19 protein-coding genes are annotated in these 23481 nt (G+C 64.0%); 13 read left to right on the top strand and 6 right to left on the bottom strand.

Annotated elements, in window-relative coordinates; translation table 11 throughout:
- The first annotated feature begins 261 nt into the window (after positions 1-261).
- From BLT40_RS05390 to BLT40_RS05350, 9 genes are all read left to right on the top strand, one after another.
- A complete protein-coding gene (locus tag BLT40_RS05390; protein ID WP_255363948.1) occupies positions 262-1452 on the top strand; it encodes a Gfo/Idh/MocA family protein in 1191 nt (396 codons plus the stop codon).
- Positions 1449-2675, top strand: coding sequence for a nucleoside permease (locus BLT40_RS05385; RefSeq protein WP_090352008.1), 1227 nt, complete (start codon positions 1449-1451; stop codon positions 2673-2675). Before BLT40_RS05390 ends, BLT40_RS05385 begins: the two co-directional genes overlap by 4 nt.
- Positions 2675-3547, top strand: a complete 873-nt coding sequence (locus tag BLT40_RS05380; RefSeq protein WP_255363947.1) for a sugar phosphate isomerase/epimerase family protein — start codon at positions 2675-2677, stop codon at positions 3545-3547. The genes BLT40_RS05385 and BLT40_RS05380 overlap by 1 nt, the downstream gene beginning before the upstream one ends.
- A gap of 10 nt (positions 3548-3557) precedes the next feature.
- Positions 3558-5249, top strand: a complete 1692-nt coding sequence (locus tag BLT40_RS05375; RefSeq protein WP_036113240.1) for a GMC oxidoreductase — start codon at positions 3558-3560, stop codon at positions 5247-5249.
- Positions 5250-5258: 9 nt separating this feature from the next.
- The gene (locus tag BLT40_RS05370; RefSeq protein ID WP_079519768.1) at positions 5259-5849 is read left to right on the top strand and encodes a gluconate 2-dehydrogenase subunit 3 family protein; all 591 of its coding nucleotides are present in this window, start codon (positions 5259-5261) and stop codon (positions 5847-5849) included.
- A gap of 1 nt (position 5850) precedes the next feature.
- A complete protein-coding gene (locus BLT40_RS05365; RefSeq protein ID WP_090352004.1) occupies positions 5851-6906 on the top strand; it encodes a sugar phosphate isomerase/epimerase family protein in 1056 nt (351 codons plus the stop codon).
- Positions 6907-6908: 2 nt separating this feature from the next.
- Positions 6909-7814 carry a hydroxypyruvate isomerase family protein gene (locus BLT40_RS05360; protein WP_090352002.1) on the top strand — a complete coding sequence of 302 codons (906 nt, stop codon included), beginning with the start codon at positions 6909-6911 and terminating at the stop codon, positions 7812-7814.
- A 20-nt stretch (positions 7815-7834) separates the two neighbouring features.
- Positions 7835-8611, top strand: a complete 777-nt coding sequence (locus tag BLT40_RS05355) for a 3-keto-disaccharide hydrolase (protein WP_255363946.1) — start codon at positions 7835-7837, stop codon at positions 8609-8611.
- Between the two features lie 208 nt (positions 8612-8819).
- Positions 8820-9842, top strand: coding sequence for a hypothetical protein (locus BLT40_RS05350; protein WP_090351998.1), 1023 nt, complete (start codon positions 8820-8822; stop codon positions 9840-9842).
- 149 nt (positions 9843-9991) lie between these two features.
- Here the strand turns inward: BLT40_RS05350 and BLT40_RS20550 are convergent, their stop codons facing one another.
- Positions 9992-10126, bottom strand: coding sequence for a hypothetical protein (locus tag BLT40_RS20550; RefSeq protein ID WP_255363945.1), 135 nt, complete (start codon positions 10124-10126; stop codon positions 9992-9994).
- A 77-nt stretch (positions 10127-10203) separates the two neighbouring features.
- Positions 10204-10653 carry a YybH family protein gene (locus BLT40_RS05345; RefSeq protein ID WP_176809103.1) on the bottom strand — a complete coding sequence of 150 codons (450 nt, stop codon included), beginning with the start codon at positions 10651-10653 and terminating at the stop codon, positions 10204-10206.
- Between the two features lie 166 nt (positions 10654-10819).
- Here BLT40_RS05345 and BLT40_RS05340 point away from each other — a divergent pair, with 166 nt between their 5' ends.
- The 3 genes from BLT40_RS05340 to cydB all read left to right on the top strand — a co-directional run bounded on the left by BLT40_RS05340 (position 10820) and on the right by cydB (position 13592).
- The gene (locus BLT40_RS05340; protein WP_090351994.1) at positions 10820-11056 is read left to right on the top strand and encodes a hypothetical protein; all 237 of its coding nucleotides are present in this window, start codon (positions 10820-10822) and stop codon (positions 11054-11056) included.
- A gap of 99 nt (positions 11057-11155) precedes the next feature.
- Complete coding sequence (locus BLT40_RS05335; protein ID WP_090351992.1) at positions 11156-12577, top strand: cytochrome ubiquinol oxidase subunit I; 1422 nt, start codon at positions 11156-11158, stop codon at positions 12575-12577.
- Positions 12578-12584: 7 nt separating this feature from the next.
- On the top strand, positions 12585-13592 hold the full coding sequence (cydB, locus tag BLT40_RS05330) for a cytochrome d ubiquinol oxidase subunit II (RefSeq protein ID WP_090351990.1): 1008 nt from the start codon (positions 12585-12587) through the stop codon (positions 13590-13592).
- A gap of 168 nt (positions 13593-13760) precedes the next feature.
- On the opposite strand, the gene BLT40_RS05325 is transcribed toward cydB, so the two are convergent.
- The 4 genes from BLT40_RS05325 to BLT40_RS05310 form a co-directional block, all read right to left on the bottom strand.
- A complete protein-coding gene (locus tag BLT40_RS05325) occupies positions 13761-15371 on the bottom strand; it encodes a tryptophan halogenase family protein (RefSeq protein ID WP_090351988.1) in 1611 nt (536 codons plus the stop codon).
- Between the two features lie 24 nt (positions 15372-15395).
- The gene (locus BLT40_RS05320; protein WP_079519788.1) at positions 15396-17834 is read right to left on the bottom strand and encodes a TonB-dependent receptor; all 2439 of its coding nucleotides are present in this window, start codon (positions 17832-17834) and stop codon (positions 15396-15398) included.
- Positions 17835-18026: 192 nt separating this feature from the next.
- The gene (locus tag BLT40_RS05315; RefSeq protein ID WP_090351986.1) at positions 18027-20507 is read right to left on the bottom strand and encodes a glycoside hydrolase family 3 protein; all 2481 of its coding nucleotides are present in this window, start codon (positions 20505-20507) and stop codon (positions 18027-18029) included.
- Positions 20508-20717: 210 nt separating this feature from the next.
- Entirely contained in the window at positions 20718-21731 is a 1014-nt protein-coding gene (locus BLT40_RS05310; RefSeq protein WP_090351984.1) for a LacI family DNA-binding transcriptional regulator, read from the bottom strand.
- Between the two features lie 221 nt (positions 21732-21952).
- Between BLT40_RS05310 and BLT40_RS05305 the strand changes: the two genes are divergently transcribed.
- Complete coding sequence (locus tag BLT40_RS05305; RefSeq protein ID WP_090352532.1) at positions 21953-23425, top strand: MFS transporter; 1473 nt, start codon at positions 21953-21955, stop codon at positions 23423-23425.
- Positions 23426-23481 lie beyond the last annotated feature (56 nt).

The raw sequence follows: 23481 nt of genomic DNA, 5'->3' as shown, positions 1-23481 counted from the left end.
CCGCAATGAAAATATGCTGCGCCGCAATGTAATGGATTACATAAAATCGTTGCAGGTCGCTTCGTACGTCTGATACATATCTTGGCATGTTCAGGGCGCGGTGCCATCACCCGACGCGGTGAATATGGGAAATCCATGCAGGTCGCACTTATTTCGCACCGCGTGGCATCGAATGTAATCGAATACATTTCGGCGGCATAAGACCGTCGGGGGAAACATGGCAAGCCAGTCGCTATCGACAAGCGCCAGGACGACCGATCGATGAGTCTCGGCATGGGGCTCGTCGGCCCAGGCTTCATCGCAGCCCATCACCTGGACGCCGTGCGTCGGCTGGGAGATGTCGACATCGTCGGCATTGCCGGCTCCCGTCTCGAATCCACGACGAAACGGGCGCGTGAGTTGAATGCCGGCAAGGCGTATGCGGATTACCGCGAACTGCTTGCCGACCCTGCCGTTCAGGTCGTGCACAACACCACGCCGAACCATCTGCACCGCGAGGTTTCTCTGGCGGCGTTGCGCGCCGGCAAGCACGTCATTTCCGACAAGCCACTGGCCGCGACCATGCAGGAGGCACGGGAGCTTTACGAAGCCGCGCGCGAGGCGAACCTCGCCCACGTCGTCACCTTCAACTATCGCGGCTATCCCCTCGTGCAGCAGGCGCGTGCCATGGTCGCCGATAAGGCGATCGGCAAGCCTGTCTTCGTGCATGGGTGCTACCTGCAGGACTGGCTCACCGACGAACGTGCGTATAGCTGGCGGCTGGACCCCAGGCTCGGCGGGGCCAGCTCCGCGCTGGGCGATATCGGGTCGCACTGGTGCGACCTGTCCGAACATGTGACCGGCGCGCGGATCACCGCCGTGCTGGCCGACCTGCACACGGTCGTGCCGGTACGTGAGGCGCCGGATGCTTCGGCAAAAGCCTTTTCCGGGTCGGCGACGCGCTCCGGCAAGCGACGCAAGATCACCAGCGAAGACCTCGCCAGTGTGCTGCTGCGCTTCGATAACGGCGCACGCGGCTGCGTCACCGTGGGCCAGGTGCTGCCGGGTCACAAGAACGATCTGCGTCTCGAGGTGAACGGGCGCGAAGGCTCGCTGGCGTGGCGGCAGGAACAGCCCAACGAACTGTGGCTGGGTCATCACGACAAGGCCAACCAGGTGCTCACGCGCGATCCCGCCTTGATGGAGCCCGGCGCGCGTGCGTACGCCCACTTGCCGGCGGGCCATCCCGAAGCCTGGGCGGATGCGTTCCGCAATGTGATCGCGGATGCCTACGCATGGATCCGCGCCGGCGCCACGGCCAAGGCGAAACCCCTTGCGCTGCCGACGTTCGCCGACGGCTACCGCAACAGCCTCGTCGTGGACGCCATGCTCAGAAGCCATGCCGCCGGCGGCGCGTGGCAGCCCGTTGAAGATCCACTCGCCCCCACACGACCCACGAGGAAACGCGGATGAAATGGCGCCTTAGAGTGATGATGCTTTTCGAGTTCGGAATCTGGGGTGCGTGGTACGTCACCGTCGGCACCTGGCTCGGCAAGACGTTGCATTTCACCGGCACGGAAATCGGTGCTGTCGCCGGGACCACCGCCGTCGGCGCGATCATTTCACCGCTGTTCGTCGGTCTGCTCGCCGATCGCCTGTTCGATACGCGGCGGGTGCTGACACTGCTGCATCTGCTCGGTGCCGTCCTGTTGGTGGTTGCCGCGCAGCAGACGACGTTCGCGATGGTCTACGCGCCGCTGCTTGCCTACAGCCTGTGCTACATGCCGACGCTGGCCCTCACGGCGTCGCTGGCCATGCGCCACATCGCGAGTCCGCAGGAGGAATTCGGCGCCATTCGCGTGTTCGGCAGTATCGGCTGGATCGTGGTCGGCCTGGTGGTCGGCGCATGGGGCGTGGAAGCCACGGCATCTCCCCTGCTCCTGGCTGCCGGCCTCTCGGTGGTGATGGCAGGTTACTGCTTCACCCTCCCGCCGACACCGCCGCTGGCTCGCCATACCCGTTTCGAACTGCGCCATGCCCTGCCGCTGGAATCGCTGCACCTGCTGCGCGAGCGTTCCATGTTCGTGTTCGCCCTCGCCTCGTTCCTGATCTGTATCCCCCTGCAGTTCTATTACGCCTTCACCAATCTGTTCCTCAACGAGGTCGGCGTGGTGAACGCCGCCGGCAAGATGACCGGCGGGCAGATGTCCGAGCTGTTCTTCATGCTGCTCATCCCCTGGTTCTTCCGCCGCCTCGGGGTGAAGTGGATGCTCGCCGTCGGCATGCTCGCCTGGGTGGTGCGCTACGGCATGTTCGCCTTCGGCGGCAGCGGCGAGCTGATGTGGATGCTCTGGTTGGGCATCGTCCTGCACGGCGTCTGCTTCGATTTCTTCTTCGTCGTCGGCCAGATCTACATCGACCGCGAGGCACCGCCAGCGTTGCGCGCGGCCACACAGGGCCTGATCACCTTCCTCACGTACGGCCTGGGCATGTTCGTGGGCTCGTGGCTTTCGGGCATCGTGGTCCAGACCTATACCCGCGCCGATGGCAGCCATGACTGGCATGGCATCTGGATCATCGCCGGCGCCTTCGCCGCCGCCGTCTTCGCCCTGTTCGTCCTGCTGTTCAAGGATCGCAAGGCGGCCATCGCCAGTGGCGTCGTCGGCGCCCACTCACCCGGAACTCGTCCCACATGATGAATCGCAGGCAATTCCTCGCGCGCTCCGCGGTGTTCGGCACCGCGCTGGGCCTCGGCCTCGCTGCGCCAGACAAACTCCTTGCCGCCGCATCGACGGGCAAGGGCCTCGGCATCCAGCTGTACATGGTGCTCGACGCCTATCAGGCCGATCCCGCCGGCACGCTCAGAACGCTCAAGGCGATCGGGTATACGGAGATCGAAGCCATCGTGACCAGCACGGCCGAGACCCTGCGCGACCAGTTGAAGGTCGCCGGTCTGGGCTGTCCGAGCCTGCACTTCGACAGCCTCGGCTTCGAGCCGGGCATAAAGGCCGCGCATACGCTCGGCGCGCAGTACATCGTCAGCAGCTCGCTGCCGTCGATCCTGCAAAAAGAAAGCGGGAAGCCGGGCGAGCCGACCTACACCCTGGATGACGCCAGGCGCATCGCCGCACGTGCGAATACGCTGGGCAAGAAAGCCCACGAAGCCGGCCTGCGCTACGCGTACCACAACCACCACGCCGAGTTCACCGACGTGGGCGACGGGAAGACGTTTTACGACATCCTGCTTGCGGAGACCGACCCCACGTTCGTGCACTTCGAGCTGGACTGTGGCTGGGCGCATGCGGGTGGCAAGGACCCGGCCGCGTATTTCAAGGCCAACCCGGGCCGCATCGCGCTGATGCACGCCAAGGATTTCCTTCCCGGCCATGCGGGTGATTACCCGGGCGCCGAGCTTGGACGCGGCACGCTGGATTACAAACCGATCATGGCGGCGGCCGAGGCCAACGGACTGAAGCACTGCTTCGTCGAGCAGGAAGGCCCGTACACCCGCATGAGTTCGCTTGACGCCGCACGCGTCGATTTCAACTACCTGCATCCGCTGCGCTGAAGGCTTGAGCATGGAAAAGAACACATACGACGCGATCGTTGTCGGCACCGGTGTCAGCGGTGGCTGGGCGGCGAAGGAACTCACCGAGAAAGGGCTGAAGACGCTCGTGCTCGACCGCGGCCCGATGGTGAAGCACCTGGATTACCCCACCGCCATGAAGGCGCCGTGGGAATTGCCATACGGTGACGAGCCGACGCAGGAGGACCTCGCCCGCTGGCCCAAGCACACGCGCCCGTCGTTTTACGGCATCACCCAGTCGACCAAGCACTGGTTTGCCGACGACATCGACAACCCGTACGAAGAAACCAAGCCGTTCGACTGGTTCCGCGGCTACCACGTCGGCGGACGCTCGCTGATGTGGGGCCGGCAGAGCTACCGTCTCAGCCCGATGGACTTCGAGGCCAACGGCAAGGAAGGCGTGGGCGTGGACTGGCCCATCCGATACGACGATATCGCCCCGTGGTACGACCACGTCGAGCATTTCATCGGCGTCAGTGGCAACAACGATCATCTGGCGCAGTTGCCGGACGGCAATTACCTGCCGCCCATGGACCTCAACTGCGTCGAGAAGGATTTTCAGGCCAAGCTGGACAGCAAGTTCAGGCGCAAGCTGATCATCGGGCGTACCGCGAACCTGTCCGCCCCGCTCAAGCATGACCAGAGCCCGCAGCGTGGCACCTGCCAGTACCGCAACATGTGCATGCGCGGTTGTCCCTTCGGCGGTTACTTCAGCAGCAACTCGTCCACCCTGCCCTCCGCCGAGCGCACGGGCAACATGACGATGGTGACCGACGCCATCGTGTACGAGCTGATCTACGACAACGACAAGGGCAAGGCCACCGGCGTGCGCGTGCTCGATGCCAACACCGGGCACCAGACCGAATACTTCGCCAAAGTGATCTTCATGTGCGCCTCCACGTTCGGCACCGCACACATCCTGATGAACTCCACCTCCACCCGCTTCCCGAACGGCTTCGGCAACGACAGCGGCGAGCTCGGCCACAACATCATGGATCACCTCTTCGGGACCGGTGCGCGCGCCATGGTGGAGGGTCATGAAGACCGCTACTACGCCGGCCGCCGGCCCACGGGCTTCTACATCCCGCGCTATCGCAACATCGGCAGCGACCGGCAGAAGTACCTGCGCGGGTTCGGCTTCCAGGGAGGCGCGGGCCGCCAGGACTGGACCCGCCTCGTCGACCAGGCCGCGCTGGGTGAAGACCTGAAGCGCGCCGCCCAGGAGCCCGGCCCGTGGTACGTCTCGATGATGGGCTTCGGCGAGATGCTGCCCTCGCACAAGAACTTCGTGACGCTGGATCGCAGCCACAAGGACAAGTACGGCATGCCGGTCCTCAACTTCGACGCGGCCCACCAGGAAAACGAGATCGCGATGGGCAAGGCGATCATCGACGACGCGGTGGAGATGCTCACCGGTGCGGGTTACCGCGACGTGAGCCACTTCACGATGAAGGCGAACGTCGGCGCCGGCATCCATGAAATGGGTACCGCACGCATGGGCCGCGATCCGAAGACCTCGGTGCTCAACGGATGGAACCAGATGCACGCCTGCAAGAACGTCTACGTGACCGATGGCTCGGCCATGACCTCATCCGGCTGCCAGAACCCGTCCCTCACTTACATGGCGCTGACCGCACGCGCGGCCAACCACGCCGTGGAAGAACTCAAGCGCGGCAATCTCTGAGGACCGCCCATGAATCGTCGCGAATGGTTGAAAAGCATGTCCGCGCTGGCCATCGGCGCCATCGCGGGACCGTCCCTCCTGGCGGTGTTCGACGCGCACGCCGCGTCGCAAGCACCGGCCGCCAGGCCCGAATTCTTCGACCCGGCGCAGTACAGCCTCGTTGGCGCGGTGTCGGACATCATCATCCCGCGCACCGATACGCCGGGCGCGGTCGACGCCGGCGTCCCTTTATTCATGGACCAGCTGTTCAAGGCGGTCTATGCAAAAGATGACCAAGCGCGCTACCTCGACGCCGCGGCCGCCTTCGACAAGGCCGGTGGCAAGCCCTTTCTCCAGCTGAGCGACGCGCAGCGCAAAGCGCTGGTAAACAAGCTTCACGCCGAGGCGCTCGCCGCACCGAAGGGGGGCAAGCTGCCCCCTGCCAGCGACTTCGTGCTCATGACCAAGAAGCTCACCATGCTGGGCTTCTTTCTCTCCCAGCCCGGTTGCACGCAAGTGCTTCAGTACGACCCGGTACCCGCCCGCTGGCAGCCCGATATCCCGCTATCGCAGGCCGGCAACGGACATGCCTGGGCGGTCGAAGCCTCACTGAAGATCTGATATGAAGACACTCAAGGGTCCCGGCATCTTCCTCGCCCAGTTCGCATCGGACGAGGCACCCTTCAACTCGCTGCCCGAGATCGCGCGCTGGGCCTCGTCGCTTGGTTTTGTCGGCGTGCAGATCCCTTCCAACGACCGACGCCTGTTCGATCTCGAGCACGCCGCCGCTAGCACGGCTTACTGCGACGACATTATCGGGATGCTGGCCGGGCACGGCCTTCAGGTCACGGAACTTTCCACTCATCTGCAAGGGCAGCTGGTGGCGTCGCACCCCGCCTACGATCGCTTGTTCGACGGCTTCGCTCCCGCGGAGCTGCGTGGCAAGCCGCAGGAACGCCAGGCATGGGCCGTGCAGCAACTCAAGCTCGCGGCAACCGCCAGCAGGAACCTCGGCCTCACGGCGCACGCCACGTTCTCCGGTGCCCTGGCCTGGCAGCTGTTCTATCCGTGGCCCCAGCGCCCTGCCGGGCTCGTCGACGAAGCCTTCGCGGAGCTGGGCCGGCGCTGGAAGCCGATCCTGGATGCCTTCGACGAGGCGGGCGTCGATGTCTGTTACGAACTGCACCCGGGTGAAGACCTGCACGACGGCGCCACCTTCGAGCGCTTTCTCGACGCCGTGGACCACCATCCGCGGGCGAACATCCTGTTCGACCCAAGCCACATGGTGTTGCAGCAGATGGACTACCTGCGGTTCATCGACCACTACCACGAGCGTATCCGCGCGTTCCACGTGAAGGACGCCGAGTTCCGGCCCGACGGGCGCTCGGGCGTTTACGGTGGCTACCAGAACTGGATCGACCGGCCGGGACGTTTCCGTTCCCTGGGCGATGGCCAGATCGATTTCGGTGCGATCTTCAGCAAGCTTGCGCAATACGACTACCCCGGCTGGGCGGTGCTCGAGTGGGAATGCTGCATCAAGGACGCACAACAGGGCGCGCAGGAAGGCGCTCCCTTCATCCGCGACCACATCATCAAGGTCACCGAACGCGCCTTCGACGATTTCGCTTCGTCGGGTGGCGAGCGTACGTTCAATCGCCAGATACTGGGGCTCGAATGAGCATGCGTGACGACCCCACCGATATCGGGCGCCGTAACGCGCTGGGCCGTATCGCCACGGCCGCGGCGATGGCGGGCGCAGCGCCCCTGCTCGCCTCCGCCGCGACAAGCGGCCCCAGGGTGGGAGCCCCGGCTATCGGCCGTGGCCGGCTCAGGCAATCGCTGAGCCGCTGGACCTCCAGGGCTCCGCTTCCCGAGCTGTGCACGCGGCTGAAGGCCCTCGGCTTCGCAGGCGTCGATCTGCTCTACGCGGATGAGTGGTCGGTGGTGACGGATCACGGCCTGGCCGTATCGATGGGTTATCCCGCCAGGCGGGATAACTTCATCGAGATGGGCTTCAACGATCCGGCGAACCATGCCGTTCTGATCCGGGAGATCGAGACCACGATCCCGCTTGCCAAACGCGCGGGCGTCACCAACATCATCACCATGTTCGGCAACCGCAAGGACGGTATCGACGACCAGCGGGCCATCGACAACTGCATTGCCGGACTGGGAAAGATCGCGCCGTACGCTGCGGAAAACGGCATCACACTGTGCCTCGAGCTGCTGAACAGCAAGGTGGACCATCACGGCTACCAGGGCGACCGCACCGCGTTCGGCGTGGCCGTGACCAAGGGCCTCGGTTCGCCCAGCGTGAAGCTGCTTTACGACATCTACCACATGCAGATCATGGAGGGTGACGTGATTCGCACCATCCGCGACAACATCCAGTGGATCGGTCACTTCCATACGGGCGGTGTACCTGGCCGCCACGATATCGACGGCACGCAGGAGCTCAACTATCGCGCCGTCGCCAGGGCCATCGCCGATCTGAACTACCAGGGATTCATCGCTCACGAATTTTCGCCATCGCGCCCGAATCCCTTCGATTCGTTCGCCGAGGCTTACAGGATCTGCACCGTATGACATCTTCCCGAGGAATGCCCATGAAGCGCATCGGCGCCGCCACGTTCACCCTCTTTACCGTCGCGAGCCTGGGCTCGTCCTGCGCCCTGGCACAAGACGATCCGAAGGCCACGGAACGATGGGAGCCGGTACCGAAGGTGGTGACTCCAGGTGCGAAGGAGAACGCGCCGCCGTCCGATGCGGTCGTGCTGTTCGACGGCCACGACCTGAGTGGCTGGGAGGCATCGAAAGACCAGTCTCCGGCGGCCTGGAAGGTGCACGACGGCATCGTCACCGTCGACAAGACCACGGGCAATATCCAGACCCGGCAGCGCTTCCACAGCTATCAGCTGCACCTGGAATGGCAGATTCCCAAGGACATCACCGGCGAGGGCCAGGGCCGCGGCAACAGCGGCGTGTTCCTTGCCTCCACCGGCCCCGGCGACGAGGGTTATGAGGTCCAGATCATGGACTCGTTCGAAAACAAGACCTATGTCAACGGACAGGCCGCGAGCATCTACAAGCAGGCGGCCCCGTTGGTCAACGCAGCGCGCCATCCTGGCGACTGGCAGACCTACGACATCGTGTGGACCGCGCCGGTGTTAGCCGCGGACGGCTCGGTGAAGTCACCGGCCTACCTCACGCTGTTCCACAACGGCGTGCTGGTGCAAAACCACACCGAACTGACTGGCGAGACCTTCTACATCGGCAAGCCGAAATACAAGCCGTACACGACGGCGGCGATCAAGCTGCAGGCCCATGGCGACCATTCACAGCCGATCAGCTTCCGCAATATCTGGGTACGTCCGCTGGACTGACGACGCCCCCGCTCCGGACGTCACATCCCTGTAGCCGGTGAGCCCCCGGGCAACGGTAAGGTCGAAGCAGTCGGAATAGTTGACGACACGCCCCACGCACGCTTCGATCACGTCGCACCAGACACTGTCCGCGCTTCTTCATCGGTATGCGCGAGCGTACCGGTTTCATCGGGCGTTTCTTGCCGGTCAGCGGCTACAGGGCTTTTCTATGAACACCATTCATTCCGAATCGGGTTACTCCTCACCAGGCAGCGATGCCTATGCTCCATTGCTCCGGCGCATTTCCTGGGGATCCATCTTCGCCGGCGTCATCATCGCTGTCGTCATCCAGCTCGTGCTGAGCCTCATCGGTGCTGGCGTTGGCCTTAGTGTTGCCGATCCGGTACATCACGATTCGCCAGACGCGTCCGCCTATGGCCTTGGGGCGGCAGCATGGTGGGGCATCAGCAGCGTGCTTGCTCTCATGGCCGGCGGCTGGGTGGCAGGGCATCTTGCGGCCGCGCCTGGCCGGACGGATGCGATGCTGCACGGGCTGGTGACCTGGGGCCTGGCCAGCCTGATCGGCGCTTACCTGGTGGCCTCGACGTTCGCATCCGTCGTAAAGGGCGGCGCCACGGCGGTCGGTGCGACCGCGGCGGCAGCGGGAAGCGGCCTCGCGGCAGCGGCGGGTCCAGCGGCGGACGAAGCGAAGAAACAGCTGGCGGCCAACGGCATCACCATGGATTCGCTGAAGGCTCAGGCTCAGGAGCTGATGGCCCAGACCGGCAAGCCGGCGTTGCAGCCGGACGCTGTCAAACAGCAGACCGAGGGTGCGGTCAATCAGCTGAATAACGCAAGCCAGAATGGCACGGGGGAAGATGTGCAGGCGGTAGCGCAGCGCATCATTACGTCGGGAAGCGACACGGTTCAGCAGGCCGACCGTCAGGCCCTGGTGAATGTGGTCATGGCACGGACCGGTGCCAGCCAGCAGGACGCCGAGCAGCGAGTCGACGCGTGGGTTACGCAGTATCAGCAGACCAGGGCCAAGATCGCGCAGGCGACCGCGGAAGCCGAAGCGAAAGCCCGCGAAGCTGCGGATGCCGCCGCGAAGGCCGCAGCCAAAGCCGCTCTGGGTAGCGCCGTCGCCCTGATCCTGGGTGCCATGGCTGCGGCGCTCGGTGGCGCCCTCGCCGGCCGACGCTATGTGGTCGTTCACAACGCGGCTGGGACGACTGGCGTATATGGACGCTAAAGGCAACATTGCCTGAGCATCGTTTGTTATCGGGATACTCCCTGGCTTCGGTCGGGGAGGATTCTCGACATCCCGGATGGATCCAGCGCCCATCGATTGCGCGTGTAACCGCGAAAGAACGGCTCGTAGAGGCCGCGACCCGCCGCGTCTCAGCCGTGAGTTTCGTCGTCGTGCGTTTGCTGAGGAGATTCTTTTTCTTTCGGCTTCTTTTCGACACGTTCCGCCGCGGATTCATCGAACTCTTTCGGCGTGGGCGACCTGCTGCTCTTGTCACTTTCTGACATGACTATTTCTCCGGATGATGAGGCACCACAGTGCTCTCAATGCCGTCATGCTCGCAGTAAGGTGGCGTGAAGGGTGCTCAGGAACTATGGTCGCTGTTGATCAGCCAGCGACCGTCCACCTTGTGCATCAGCAGCGTCGAGAGCCCTGACGCCTCGGCGCCCGTGTCGGGCTTGAGGTGGTAGCGGACGACCGCAAAGGCATACTGGGACCCGAGTTCCTTGACGTCGATCACGTCCAGCTTCAGCTTGCCCAGACCGGCGCCAGGCTTCTTATAGGTCGATGCGTACATGGCCTCGATCGCGTCGTAACCGACGACAGTGCCACTCGCGCTGACGAAGCGGGTGCCCGGTGAGCGCTCGTAGCACCCCATAAAGGTCTTCAGATCGCCCGCCGACCAGGCGGCTGCGCTGGTGTCGAGCGTCCGCTCGATGGCTTTGGCGGTCGGAACCGCCGGTGTCTCGGCCGATACGCCGGCGACCATCGCCACGGCGCTCGCGGCGCAGAAAAGAACGGACATGGTTTTCATGGCACCCCCCTTTTGATTCCGCATGATAGGCATGCTGAGACAATTTGTCCCGAATGTATGGAGCTTGTTCGTAGGTAGCATGCGCTGGAGGACGGCATCATCGGCGTTTTGAGGGCGATTTCCTCATGACAGACAGTGGCAAGTCACAGCTCGGAACGAAGAAAGCATGGATTGGGTCCCTATCGCCTTTATCATCTTCAAGGTCGTCGTTTTCGGCACAGGCATGTTCCTGGCCATCAAGTGGCATTACGAGCAAGGGAAAAAGGACCGCCCGATCGAGCGGCGTGCGGTACTACGCGTGGCCGGCAAAGTGGGGTTAGCCGTCGGGGTCTTCGTGATATTGCTCGCGGGACTGCTCTACGCCACCTTCGCCGTGAGCCGCAGACTCGGTCTGGCGATGTGAGCCAGTACCGGGCAGCTAATGACCGCAGCGACATTTTGACCAATACCGCCGTCGCGAAACAGGCATACGCTTACCCTATCTTTCGCTGGAGCTTGACGCGTGTCGATACCTACCGACCAGGCACTCCTTCTCGCGCGATGGCAATTCGCCTTCACCGTCTCTTTCCACATCATCTTCCCCGCCATCAGCATCGGCCTCGCCAGCTACCTGGCGGTGCTCGAAGGTCTGTGGTTGAGGACGAAGAATACGGTCTACCGTGACCTGTTCTTTTTCTGGTCGAAAGTATTCGCCGTCGGCTTTGCGATGGGTGTCGTCTCCGGCGTGGTGATGAGTTACGAATTCGGTACGAACTGGTCCGGGTTCTCCTCCATAGCCGGCTCAGTGACGGGTCCCCTGCTGACTTACGAGGTGCTTACCGCATTCTTCCTGGAGGCGGGGTTCCTGGGGATCATGCTGTTCGGCTGGCATAAGGTAGGGCCACGAGCTCACTTCTTCGCCACGCTGATGGTGGCCACAGGGACGTTGATATCGACGTTCTGGATCCTCGCCTCCAACAGCTGGATGCACACCCCACAGGGATACACCTGGCAGGACGGCCGCATCGTTCCGGTCGACTGGCTCAAGATCGTTTTCAATCCGTCGTTCCCTTACCGCCTGACGCACATGGCGCTCGCGGCATTAATCGTGGCCGCTACCCTGGTCGCCGCCTGCTCGGCCTGGCACCTGCTTCGTGGACGGAAGGATGCCGCCATCCGCAAGGCCTTCTCCATGGCATTGTGGCTCCTGCTGGTCGTGGTTCCCATCCAGATCGTCGTCGGCGATGCGCACGGCATCAACACGCGCGAGTATCAGCCCGCCAAAATCGCCGCGATCGAGGGTCTCTGGGAGACGGAGACGGGCGGCACGTCGTTGAATCTTGTCGGCTGGCCCGACATGGACAAGGAAGAGACGCGCTTCGCGGTGAAAGTCCCGCACCTGGGCAGTGTGATCCTGACTCATTCGTGGGACGGTGAGATTCGGGGGCTGAAGAGCTTCCCCAAAGAGGACCGGCCCAACTCCACCATCGTGTTCTGGTCCTTCCGGGTGATGGTCGGCATGGGGATGCTTCTCCTGCTCATGGCGCTCGCAGGCCTCGTTTTACGCCGCGGTGGACGTCTTTACGAACAGCGGGCGTTTCAGCGCTTCGTCCTGCTCATGGCGCCGTCCGGGCTGATCGCCTTGCTGGCCGGGTGGATCACAACCGAATCCGGACGGCAGCCCTGGGTCGTCTACGGCGTATTGCGCACCCGCGACGCGGTTTCGGCGATCTCCGCTCAGCAGGTCGGCACCTCACTGATGATCCTGGTCCTGGTGTACTTCGCGGTGTTCGGCACGGGTATCTATTACATGCTGAAGCTCATGCGCAATGGTCCGGACCTGCCACGCGACGCCGCGGAAGAAGATGCTTCCGACACCGGCAAGGGGCAGCCGCGTTTCGACCACCGGCCACTTTCGCGACCGACCGACCCTATCGACGAGTGAGGTTGCCATGTCCTTCGATCTACCGATGGTCTGGGCGGCCATTATCGCCTTCGGTGTTTTCCTGTACGTGCTGCTCGATGGCTTCGACCTCGGCATCGGGCTGCTGTTTCCCTTCTTCGATCGCGAGCACGACCGCCAGGTGATGTTGAACACCGTCGCCCCGGTATGGGACGGCAACGAAACCTGGATGGTCCTTGGCGGTGCCAGCCTGTATGCGGCCTTCCCTGTCGCCTATTCCGTCCTGCTACCGGCGACCTACCTGCCGATCATCGGCATGGTCTGCGGGCTGATTTTTCGTGGCGTCGCCTTCGAGATCCGCGCCAAAGCGAGACGTTCGCAACGCCTCTGGGATCTCGCCTTCATGCTCGGCTCGGCCACGGCGATCTTTTGTCAGGGCCTCGTGCTCGGGACGCTGCTCCAGGGCATCCCCGTCGTGAACCGACAGTTTGCCGGCGGTCCGTTCGACTGGCTCTCACCGTTCGGACTTCTCGCCGGGCTGGGTCTGCTCGTCACTTACGCGACTCTCGCATGCGGCTGGTTGATCATGAAGACCGACGGCGACCTCCAGCGGCGCATCTACGTCGCGATGAAGCCGCTGGTATGGGCCCTGCTCGCGATCATCGCCGTGGTAAGCGCATGGACCGTCCTCGGGCAGGATGCCGTGGCCCGGCGCTGGTTCGCGATGCCCGATCTCTTCTTCTTCCTGCCCGTTCCGGTTCTGGTACTGGCTTGCGTCTTCGGCATCCAGCGCGCCATCCGGCGGAAGCGTGATCGACAACCGTTCGTGCTCACGGCGGCGATTCTCTTCCTCGGCTACACCGGGCTGATCATCAGCATCTTCCCGAACATCATCCCGCCTTCGCTGGACATCTGGGCGGCATCGTCGCCCCCCTCGAGCCAGAAGTTCACGCTGGTCGGCGCGGCCATCATCGTGCCGATCATCATCGTCTACTCGGCCATGTCGTACTGGGTTTTCCGCGGCAAGGTGCGCCACGATGACCCCGGGTATCACTGATGCGCGCGCGCAGGCAAGGGTGGCTGGGGCGTGCGGGCTGGTTCGTCGCGCTTTACGTGGGGGGTGTCCTGGCGGTGGGCCTGATCGCCCTGGCGTTCAGGCTGCTGGTGCCGCATTGACGCCGAGCCGCTGGCATGGGACCGGTCGCTTTACTTAGCGCTGACCTCGTCAAATCCGGCTACGCTCCGCGATGCGGTCATCGTGACCGGCATGTGTGGCCGGGCTGCGCGGCCTGTGCTCGGCGCAAAGCTGCTCGACCAGCCCCCGATGATCCGGCAAATCATCCAGCGCCCTCACCGCCGCCTGCTGAATCATCCCAAATTCCCGCCGCGCCACCTCCACATCCGGATAGGCGCTGCGCATCGGCTCCAGATCGGTTCTGAACTCCATCCCGTACAAGATGTACTGCCAGCTGGAGGTCATGAACATCTCCAGGTCGCTGACGAAATCCAGCCGATGCGGCGGCCTCGTCTTCCACTTCTCCAGCTTCTCCCGCAGCGTCTGCGGGATGCTCGAAGGGTCGGCATTCTCAAGCCAGAAGGCCGAGTCGCGCCTCTGGCTCAGGCAGTAATGCATCTTGATGAAGTCGATGATCCGGTCATATCGCGCCACCATCATCTCGTTGTAGTGCCGTGCCGCGCTCTCCATGTCGTCGGTGTCGCCGGGCAACAAATGCGTGAGCAAATACGTCGCCAGCTCGATCAGCGCAATGCCGGTCGACTCCAGCGGCTCAACGAAGCCCCCGGCCAGGCCCACCGCGACGCAGTTCTTCCGCCAGTGCTCAGGCCGATACCCCGTCTCGAACTTGATCTGCATGGCCCTTCCGCCCTTCCCTGCTTCACCCAGGTACTTCCGGAAGACCGCTTCGGCTCGCTCGTCATCGGTATGCCGCGAGGAATACACATACCCTACGCCACGCCGCTTCTGTAACCCGATATCCCAGATCCACCCCGCTTCCTGGGCGGTCGAGATGGTGTAAGAAGGAATCGGCGTATCGGGCGCGTCGTAAGGCACCTGCATCGCCACCGCCCGGTCCGCGAACAACACATCCGCCCGACTACGGAACGGCGACTGCATCGCCCCGCCGATCAGCATCCCACGCAGCCCGGTGCAGTCCACATACAGGTCTGCGGTCAGCTCGCCTTCTTCCTTCGTCACCACGCGCGCGATGGCACCGTGCTCGTCGAGCTCCGCACGCTCCACCGTCGCCGTATGCCGAACCACACCAAGCGTCTCCTGACCATGCTCGGCCAGCACCCGCGCAAAGCACGCCGCATCGAAGTGGAAGGCGTGGTTCATCGGCCCTTGATAGTCCGCATCCTTCACGCGCTTAGGGGCACGCGAGTGATCGACCAGCGCGGTCTGCATCGACACCGCATCGGCGAACGGCATCCCCGCCGGCGCGGCGCCGAGCAGCCAGTACGGCAACAACTCGGGACCGCCCGGCCGCTGACTGGGCGCATTGAACGGATGAAAGAAATGATCCGCACCCGGCGCACCCGGCGGCCGTACCCAGTGCCGGTAGTGGATGCCTTGCTTGTACGTCGCGGTGGCGCCGACCAGAAAACGTCGCTCGTCGAGGCCGATGGCGGCCAGCGTTCCGCGTATGGACGGGAACGTGGCCTCCCCTACCCCGAGCAGGCCGATGTCCGGCGATTCCACGAGGTGCACCTGCACACTTCGCGGATCGACCGCGTTGACCGCCCTGGCCAGGTAGCACGCGGTCAGCCAACCCGCGGTGCCACCTCCAACGACCAGCACCTTCTTCAGACGCGCCATGCTGTCTCCCTGCCTTTCAGCCCGTCAGAGCCAGACGCCAAGCTGCAAGCCGTACGTGCGCGGCGCGAGGTACTGCGACACGTACTGCAACGAGCCGTCGGCCATGGTGAAGCGGCCTGCGCTGGTCCTGATACGCCCATCGGACACGTTCTGCACGTATGCGTTGACCCACCATTTGTCACCCGGCTCGCTGTAACGCAGGGACACATCGCCGCGCGTATACGCCTTTTGCTTGTCGCCCGCGCCCAGGTTGAAGTAGCTCAACCACTGTGCGCTCTGGTACTGCGCGCTCAGGCGTGGCGTGAGGCGCCCGCCATTGCCGAGCTGAAAGTCGTGCTCGTAGATGGCGGTGAGCGACACCTTCGGCGCGTGAGGCAGATCGTTACCGGTAACGTCCGCGCAGTTCGCGAGGTTCGACTCGGGCGGGCACGCCGGCAGACCCTGATAGTCGTTGGAACCGGCGTAGATCAGCTTGCCGAGCTCTTTCTTGGTAATGGACGAGAAGATCAGATTGAAGCGATCGCCCTTCTGCTGGTACGCCAGCTCCGACTCGAAGCCGATGACCTTGGTGCTGCCGCCCACGTTGGAGAAGCCCAGGCCGTGGTTGCCGTCCGGATAGACGATGGGCGCGGACAGCTGGAAGTTCTTGAAGTCTTCGTAATAGACCGCCGAATTCCAGGTCATGTGGCCGTCGAGGAAGACGAACTTGGCACCGACTTCGTAGTTGGTCAGCGTCTCGGGTTTGTACAGCGTGCCCGCGTCCTGCGTGCCGCCGGATTTATAGCCGGTGGACACGCTGGCGTAAGCCAGGCCGTTCTCGCTCACGTCGGTATCCAGGCGAACCAGCCACGTCGGCTTGCCCTTGCTGTACTTGGCCGTGTTCCGCTGCGAGACGCTGAAACCGTTCGACGGATCCGGATACACGTCCGGCGAGATCGGCACCTGCGGCACGGTCGGATCGTATGCCCAGCCCCAGTTGACGCCGCCCTTGTTCTCCTTGTCGTCATGTGACCAGCGCGCGCCGCCGGTGAGGCGCCAGTGGTCGCTGAGATGCCAGGTAGCCTGACCGAACAGCGCATACGACTCCACGGTTTCCTTCGGCTGGATGAAGGACCCCTGCCAGCTCACCGTGCCGTAGCGCGTGCCATTCATGATGGGGATGTCGAAGCGGATGTCGTTGTCTTCGTAGCCGTAGTACGCACCGAGAATCCAGTCCACGGTCTGTGGACCGGTGGACTTCAGGTTGATTTCCTGACTCCAGTTCTTGTAGCCCGAGCTGTTGGTGCGGTCGTCCTGGTAGACGCCGTTGGTGGTGAAGCTGGTGGGCACGCTGACACCGACGTCCTGATCGAAGTCGCTCTTGCCGGAGTAATGGTTGTAGCCGGCGATGTAGCTGAGCTGCATGCCGTCGCTGATGTTCCAGTCCATGCGGCTGCGCACCGTGTTGGACGTGCGATGCAGGTATGGTGCGGTATCGATCAGCGCCGACCAGAAGTCCTGACCCTGACGTGGTGTCTGCATCAGGCTCATGCTGGGGGTACCGCGGTCGACGAAGTACTCGTACGACAGGTTCCACTTGAACGTATCGCTGGGTTGCCACAGCGCGCTGACGCGTGCCGCGGACTGATCCTGTGCGTTGTACTTGTCGCCGCCCTGGACGTACTGGCCCGGATCGATCGGCTTGAACCCGGCCAGCGTGCCGCCCGAGGCGGACGAAGCCAGATACGCCTGTTGCTGGTCCGCGACGCTTGGCAGCTGACCCGACGGCTTCTGATAATCGACGTAGCCGTCGTGCTGCTCGTGCACCACGGCGACACGCATCGCGAAGGTGTCGCTGATCGGCAGATTGAAGGCGGCACGCGAGCCGAACTGGTGGAAATTGCCCCCGCCCACCTGTGCATTGCCGTAGAAGCCCGCACCGATCTCCGGTTTGGCCGTCTGGAAGCTGATGGCACCGGCGGTGGAATTGCGACCCCAAAGGGTGCCCTGGGGACCGCGCAGCACTTCCACGCCATCCATATCCAGCAGCAGGCCCGAGGCGGCTTCGGCACGCGGCGCGTATACGCCGTCGACGAAGGTGGCGACTTCGGGGTCGGCATACTCGGTCTTGGCGCTGTCGTTGCCAATACCGCGCAAGGTGAGTGTCACGACGCCATGGTCACCCTGCGAGGTGCCTTGCAGGCCGGGCACGAGCTTGGTCAGGTCCTGGACCGTCATGACCCGCTCGCGATCGAGCGTGTCAACGGCGATCGCGGTCACGGCCACCGGCGTTTTCTGCAACGGCGTATCGCGCTTGGTTGCGGATACCGAGACGGCATCCAGGTTCTGGATCTTTTTGTCCGCGGCCTCGGGATTTCTGGGCGGTGGGTTCTGTGCCGTGGCGTCCTGATCCGCCGCTAGCAGCGTACCCGGCGCAAACGCGAGTGACATGGCGACATACATCAACTTGTGACGCAGGTTCATCTGACTCTCCCTCGATGATTCGGATCTGTGTGGTCCGTCTCGGACGACGGCCATGACACGATTTCCCCACTCCCCTTGCGCGCCGCCATTTAAGATGACAGCGCTGTCATTGCTAGATAGTAGAACTCTCTCGCAATGAATGCTTGCTGCGTGGCAGCAAGCCGACAAGGCACTTAAGAACGTCTTGCAGGGTCACGGCGCGGCGCCATGACCCGGACACGTCAACGTACGGTCCGCTACCGTGCCCAGCGACACCTCGGTGATAGCGATCCGCCCCGCGCTGTGGCTGGACCATTCAAAGGGACGGTCCACCTTGCTCATGTTCGCGCCGGCATCGCGGAAGCATTTCAACGGAATGCCGACGCGAAGCCATTCCCCCTTGGGCAGCGCGGCCAGCTGACTCCCGACGGGCACCGAGCCGACGCATCCGGTTCCGCAGCCGATGGCGACGCTCGACGTATCGTCCGCTGAGACGGCATCGATCCTGAGCATCGTCACCAGCAGCACGTCGCCATTGGTTTCACGATCCACATCGAGTGGCATCGGCGCCACCAAAGCGACGCTCGCGTCACCTGAATCCTTACCGGACCAGCTGAGGCTTCGCGCGTCTTCCTGTGCCTTGAAGTCGAGCGCAGCGACATGCAGGCTGCCGTCCGCCGTGGCGGCGGGTGTGGCTTTGACATCGGAGGTCGCGCCGTCCGCGCCGGTCAGACGCACCACGAAATCCTGGGCCGGCTTGCCGCGAGTGAAGTAGACGCCGGCTTGGGCCGAGCTGAGGACCAGCCCCGGGTTCTCGGGCAGCTTGCCGATCGTGCCACCAGCGGCATACGTCAGCCCGAAGCCGTAAGGGAACTGCGGACGGTCACCCTTTGCGATCGCGCCGGGAATCTGCAGCGCGTTACGCGGCCAGGCATAGGCAAGCTTGCCGTGAAAGTCATGGGCGACAGATCCTTCGCGGGTACGCAGCAGCACATCGGCGATACCCTCGCCTTCGCTGCCCGGTAGCCACGCGACCACGAACGCGTCGGCGGCATTGATTTCGCGGTTCATCCAAAGCGGGCGGCCGGTGAGGAACACGGCAACCACGGGCACGCCTTGTCCGCGCAGTTTGCGAAGCAGATCCAGGTCGCGATCGTTGCCGGGACGGTACGCGAGGTTCGGCAGGTCGCCCTGAAACTCGGCGTAAGGATCCTCGCCGAATACCACGATGGCGACGTCCGGCTTCTGCGTGTAGTTACCGTCGACGGACAGTTCGGCGCTGCCGCCGGCCGCTTCCACCTGCGCGCGAAGGCCGGCCCACACGGATGTGGCGCCCGGGAAATTGGCATTCGTCAGACCCGTTCCCTGCCAGGTGAGTGTCCAGCCACCGTTTTGCCGGGAGATGTTGTCGGCGCCTTCGCCAGCGACCAGGACCCGCTTGCGCGGGTCGATGGGCAGCACGCCATCGTTCTTCAGCAACACCAGCGACTCGCGCACGGCACGGCGTGCCACGGCGCGGTGCGCCGGGCTTCCGACCACCTCGGCCGACTTTGCCGCCAACGCGTTGGTGGACGGCAGCCCAGCCTCGAACATGCCGAGGCGCATCTTCACCCGCAGGATGCGAGTCACCGCGTCGTCGATGCGGCTCATCGGAATCACGCCCGCCCTGGCCTCAGCCAGCGTGTTTTTATAGATACCTTTCCACGAGTCAGGCGCCTCGAGCATATCCAGCCCGGCGTTATACGCGGCGGCGCAATCCTCGTTGGTGCAGCCGGGTACCTGACCGTGGGCGTTCCAGTCGCCGAGGACGATCCCATCGAAGCCCATGCGCTCCTTCAGCACACCGGTGATCAGTGCCTTGTTGCCGGCCATCTTGATGCCGTTCCAGCTCGAGAACGAAACCATTACCACCTGAACGCCCGCCTTGATCGCAGGCGGATAGCCGGCACCGTGGATGTCACGCAGCGTCGCCTCGCTGATCCGTGCGTCGCCCTGATCTCTGCCATCGTGCGTACCGCCGTCACCGAGGAAGTGCTTGGCGGTGGCGATGACATGCCCGGCATCCAGGAATGACGGCGTACCTGGCTTGCCTTCCAGCCCTTCAACGACCGCCGCGGCGTATGCCGCGACTATCTCGGGGTTCTGCGAATAGCCTTCGTACGAGCGCCCCCAGCGCACATCCTGCGGCACGGTGAGTGTGGGCGCGAAGGTCCAGCCGATGCCGCTGGCACGCAGCTCCTGCGCCGTGACCTCACCGATGTCGTGAATCAGCTGCGGATCGCGGGTGGCGCCGAGCCCGGAATTCTGCGGGAACAGCGTGCTGCCGACGAGATTGTTGTGCCCGTGCACGGCGTCGATGCCGAACAGCACCGGGATGGCCTTGCCTCCCCGCGACGTGTCCATCGACGCACGGTAGAACGCATCGGCCAGCGCCTGCCACTGCGTGGCCACGGGAAACGGCTGTCCCGGTGGCTTGGAATTACCGCCCGCCAGGACCGAGCCCAGTCGATACTCGCGTACATCGTCCGGCGTGACGTACTTGATGTCGGCCTGGATCATCTGGCCGACCTTTTCTTCCACCGTCATCGTCCGCAGCAGCGCACGGATGCGGGCTTCAAGCGCGGGATCGGGCGCGAGCGGCGAAGCACCCTTCGGCCACTGTTCGGGATGGACGGCGGCGGCGTCGCCCGCCATGGCGGGAATGGCAGACAGCAAGGCCCCGGCAAGGGAAAGCGCTACGGGCAAGCGTCGCGATAACAGACCCAACGGCTGCAGCAATGGCACAAGCAGGCTCCATCCACGCGCACCGGCGGTACGCTTCCGAGGCGCATCGTGGCAGGAATGACAGCGCTGTCAATTTGCGATGCAGCATGGGCCCGGCGCGGGCGGGCGCCACGGGTCCGCTCAGGGAGCGAGGGCGGTCGAGCCTCGGATCTGCAGGGAAAACGGCATCTGGACCAGCTTGCCCGTACCACGGCCTCGCAATTCGGCCAGCAACTGCTCGGCCGCGATCCTGCCCATCTCGCGGCTCGGTTGCAGCACGGTGGTAAGGGCCGGCCACAGCTGACGCGACAGAGGCGTATCGTCGAAGCCGCAGACCGAGACGTCGTCAGGCACCTTGAGGCCGAACTCGCCCGCCGCCCACATCACACCGGTCGCCATATCGTCGTTGGCCGCGAACACCGCGGTCGGTCGGTCGGCGAGCGAGAACAGGTGGCGCGCCGCCTCCACGCCCGAGGCGAAGGTAAAAGCACCCTGCACCACCAGCGCCGGATCTTCGGGTAGTCCCGCTGCCGCTATGGCTTCACGGTAGCCTGCCAGGCGCCATCGACTGGCGCCATGATTCGCGATGCCGATCACATGGGCGATCCGCGTGTGCCCGAGTTCCAGCAGATGCCCGACCATCGCACGCGCGGCGCTCTGCTCGTCCATCATCACGCCGAGGGTCTTGCTTCGCTTCACCGGCGACACCGCGGAAAAAGGAACGTCCGCCTCGCGCAGGCGTTTCAATAGCGGCGCGTACTCGGTAATGGGTGGCGTCAGCACCACGCCATCGGGGTGATGGTCGGAGATGAGTGTATCGAGGCGGCGGATGAAGTCGCTGTCGCGCATGCGCAGCGGTCGCACCATCATGCTGTAGCGATGCGCGTCGCAGGCCTCGAGCACGCCGTCCTGGATCTCGGCCAGATACGTCGATGCCGGATTGTCGTTGTTGTCGTACAGCATCGCGACCAGGAACGAGCGGTTACCCGCCAGACTGCGCGCCGACGGATGGGGGCGATAATCCATTTCCTCCATGGCCGCACGCACGCGCTCACGCGTGGCGTCAGTGACATTGGCCTCGTCGTTGAGCACACGCGACACCGTCTTGGGCGATACGCCGGCTTTGCGCGCCACATCTTCGAGGCGTACCCGCATGGATTCTCCGCTGTCGTCACACTGTCCAACGACTATGCCGTCAGATCCCTCCGGTTTACAAGCGCAACATCCCGTGGCGATGCTGCGCCCGCAACATGCGGCCTGGCCCGGTCCATGACATAACGGTGACTGGAGAGAGGGACCCATGACCCGGAACGACCATGCAGACCCGCTACGTGCGCGCTGAGCATATCCCTGACGGATGTGCCGGCTACGTACGGATGACAAAACGCTCCGCGCTTTCGTTCTGGCAGATCTGGAACATGTGCTTCGGCTTCCTCGGTCTCCAGTTCGGCCTCGCATTGCAGAATGCGAATGTCAGCCGGATATTCCAGACGCTGGGCGCGGACGTCAACGACATCCCCGCGCTGTGGATCGCCGCGCCGCTGACGGGTCTGATCGTCCAACCCATCGTAGGTCACTACTCTGATCGCACCTGGAACCGGCTGGGCCGGCGTCGGCCATACTTCCTGGCGGGCGCGGTATTCGCTTCGCTGGGCCTCCTCTGGATGCCTAACGCCCCGGCCTTGTGGATAGCCGCCGGGCTGCTATGGATTCTGGATGCGTCGATCAACGTCTCGATGGAGCCGTTCCGCGCCCTGGTCGGGGACCAGCTGCCGACGAGGCAGGGTCCCGCGGGCTTCGCCATGCAGAGCTTCTTCATCGGTGCGGGGGCGGTGGTCGCTTCGCTGTTGCCCTGGGTGCTCGCGCGCTTCGGCGTCGCCAACGTGGCGCCGCAGGGAGGCATTCCCGACACGGTGAAGTACGCCTTTTACGTCGGCGGCGCCGTGCTGCTCGGCGCTGTGCTCTGGACGATGCTGACCACGCGCGAGTACTCACCCGCGCAGCTGCGCTCGTTCGCCGATGCCGTGCCTGAGCGGCCGCCGGTCGACGTGTCGGGCGCCGGCAGACCCGGTGCGCTCTTGCTGCTGTCAGGTGGCGTTGTCCTGGTTGCGATCAGGCACTTCTCGCTGGAGAAGGAGGTCTACCTCCTTGCGGGCGGACTGATCGTCTTCGGACTTCTGCTCAGCTGGCTCAGGCGGACGGGTAGCCGGGGCATGCTGCGCGAAATCACCGGCGATCTCTACGGCATGCCGGAGTCCATGCGGCGGCTGGCGGGTGTGCAGTTGTTTTCGTGGTTCGCGCTGTTCGCGATGTGGATCTACGCCACGGCGGGAGTGACGCAGACGATGTACGGCACGGGCGACACCAGCTCGGCCGCGTACAACGAAGGCGCGAACTGGGTGGGTGTTCTGTTCGCCGCCTACAACGGCTTTGGCGCCCTTGCGGCGGTCATCATCCCGCTGATGGTGCGCCGGTGGGGGCTCCGCATGAGTCACGTGGTGAACCTGTGCCTTGGCGGTGCGGGACTCCTGTCATTCCTCTATATCCGCGATCCCCGCTGGCTGCTCGCTTCCATGGTCGGTGTCGGCTTCGCATGGGCATCGATTCTGTCGCTGCCTTATGCGCTGCTGTCCGACCATTTGCCGACGGCGAAGATGGGCGTGTACATGGGCATCTTCAATTTCTTTATCGTGATCCCGCAGGTGCTGGCGGCAAGCATCCTGGGGATGTTGCTGCGGCTGTGCTTTCACAACCAGCCGATCTGGGCACTGGGCATCGGCGGGATCAGTCTGGTGATGGCGGCGTTGTGCACGCTCCATGTTCCGGAGCCGGAAGGGCGGGTTCAGTGAAGAGCCGCCTGTAGGAACGATCCCGCCTTCCGGTCCGTATGCTTCGCAACGCGTGG

It is taken from the genome of Dyella sp. 333MFSha, from assembly GCF_900102405.1.
GTDB classification, from domain to species: Bacteria; Pseudomonadota; Gammaproteobacteria; order Xanthomonadales; family Rhodanobacteraceae; genus Luteibacter; species Luteibacter mycovicinus.
Note: the sequence above shows the minus strand (reverse complement) of the source record. Positions and strands in the feature narration are given on the sequence as shown.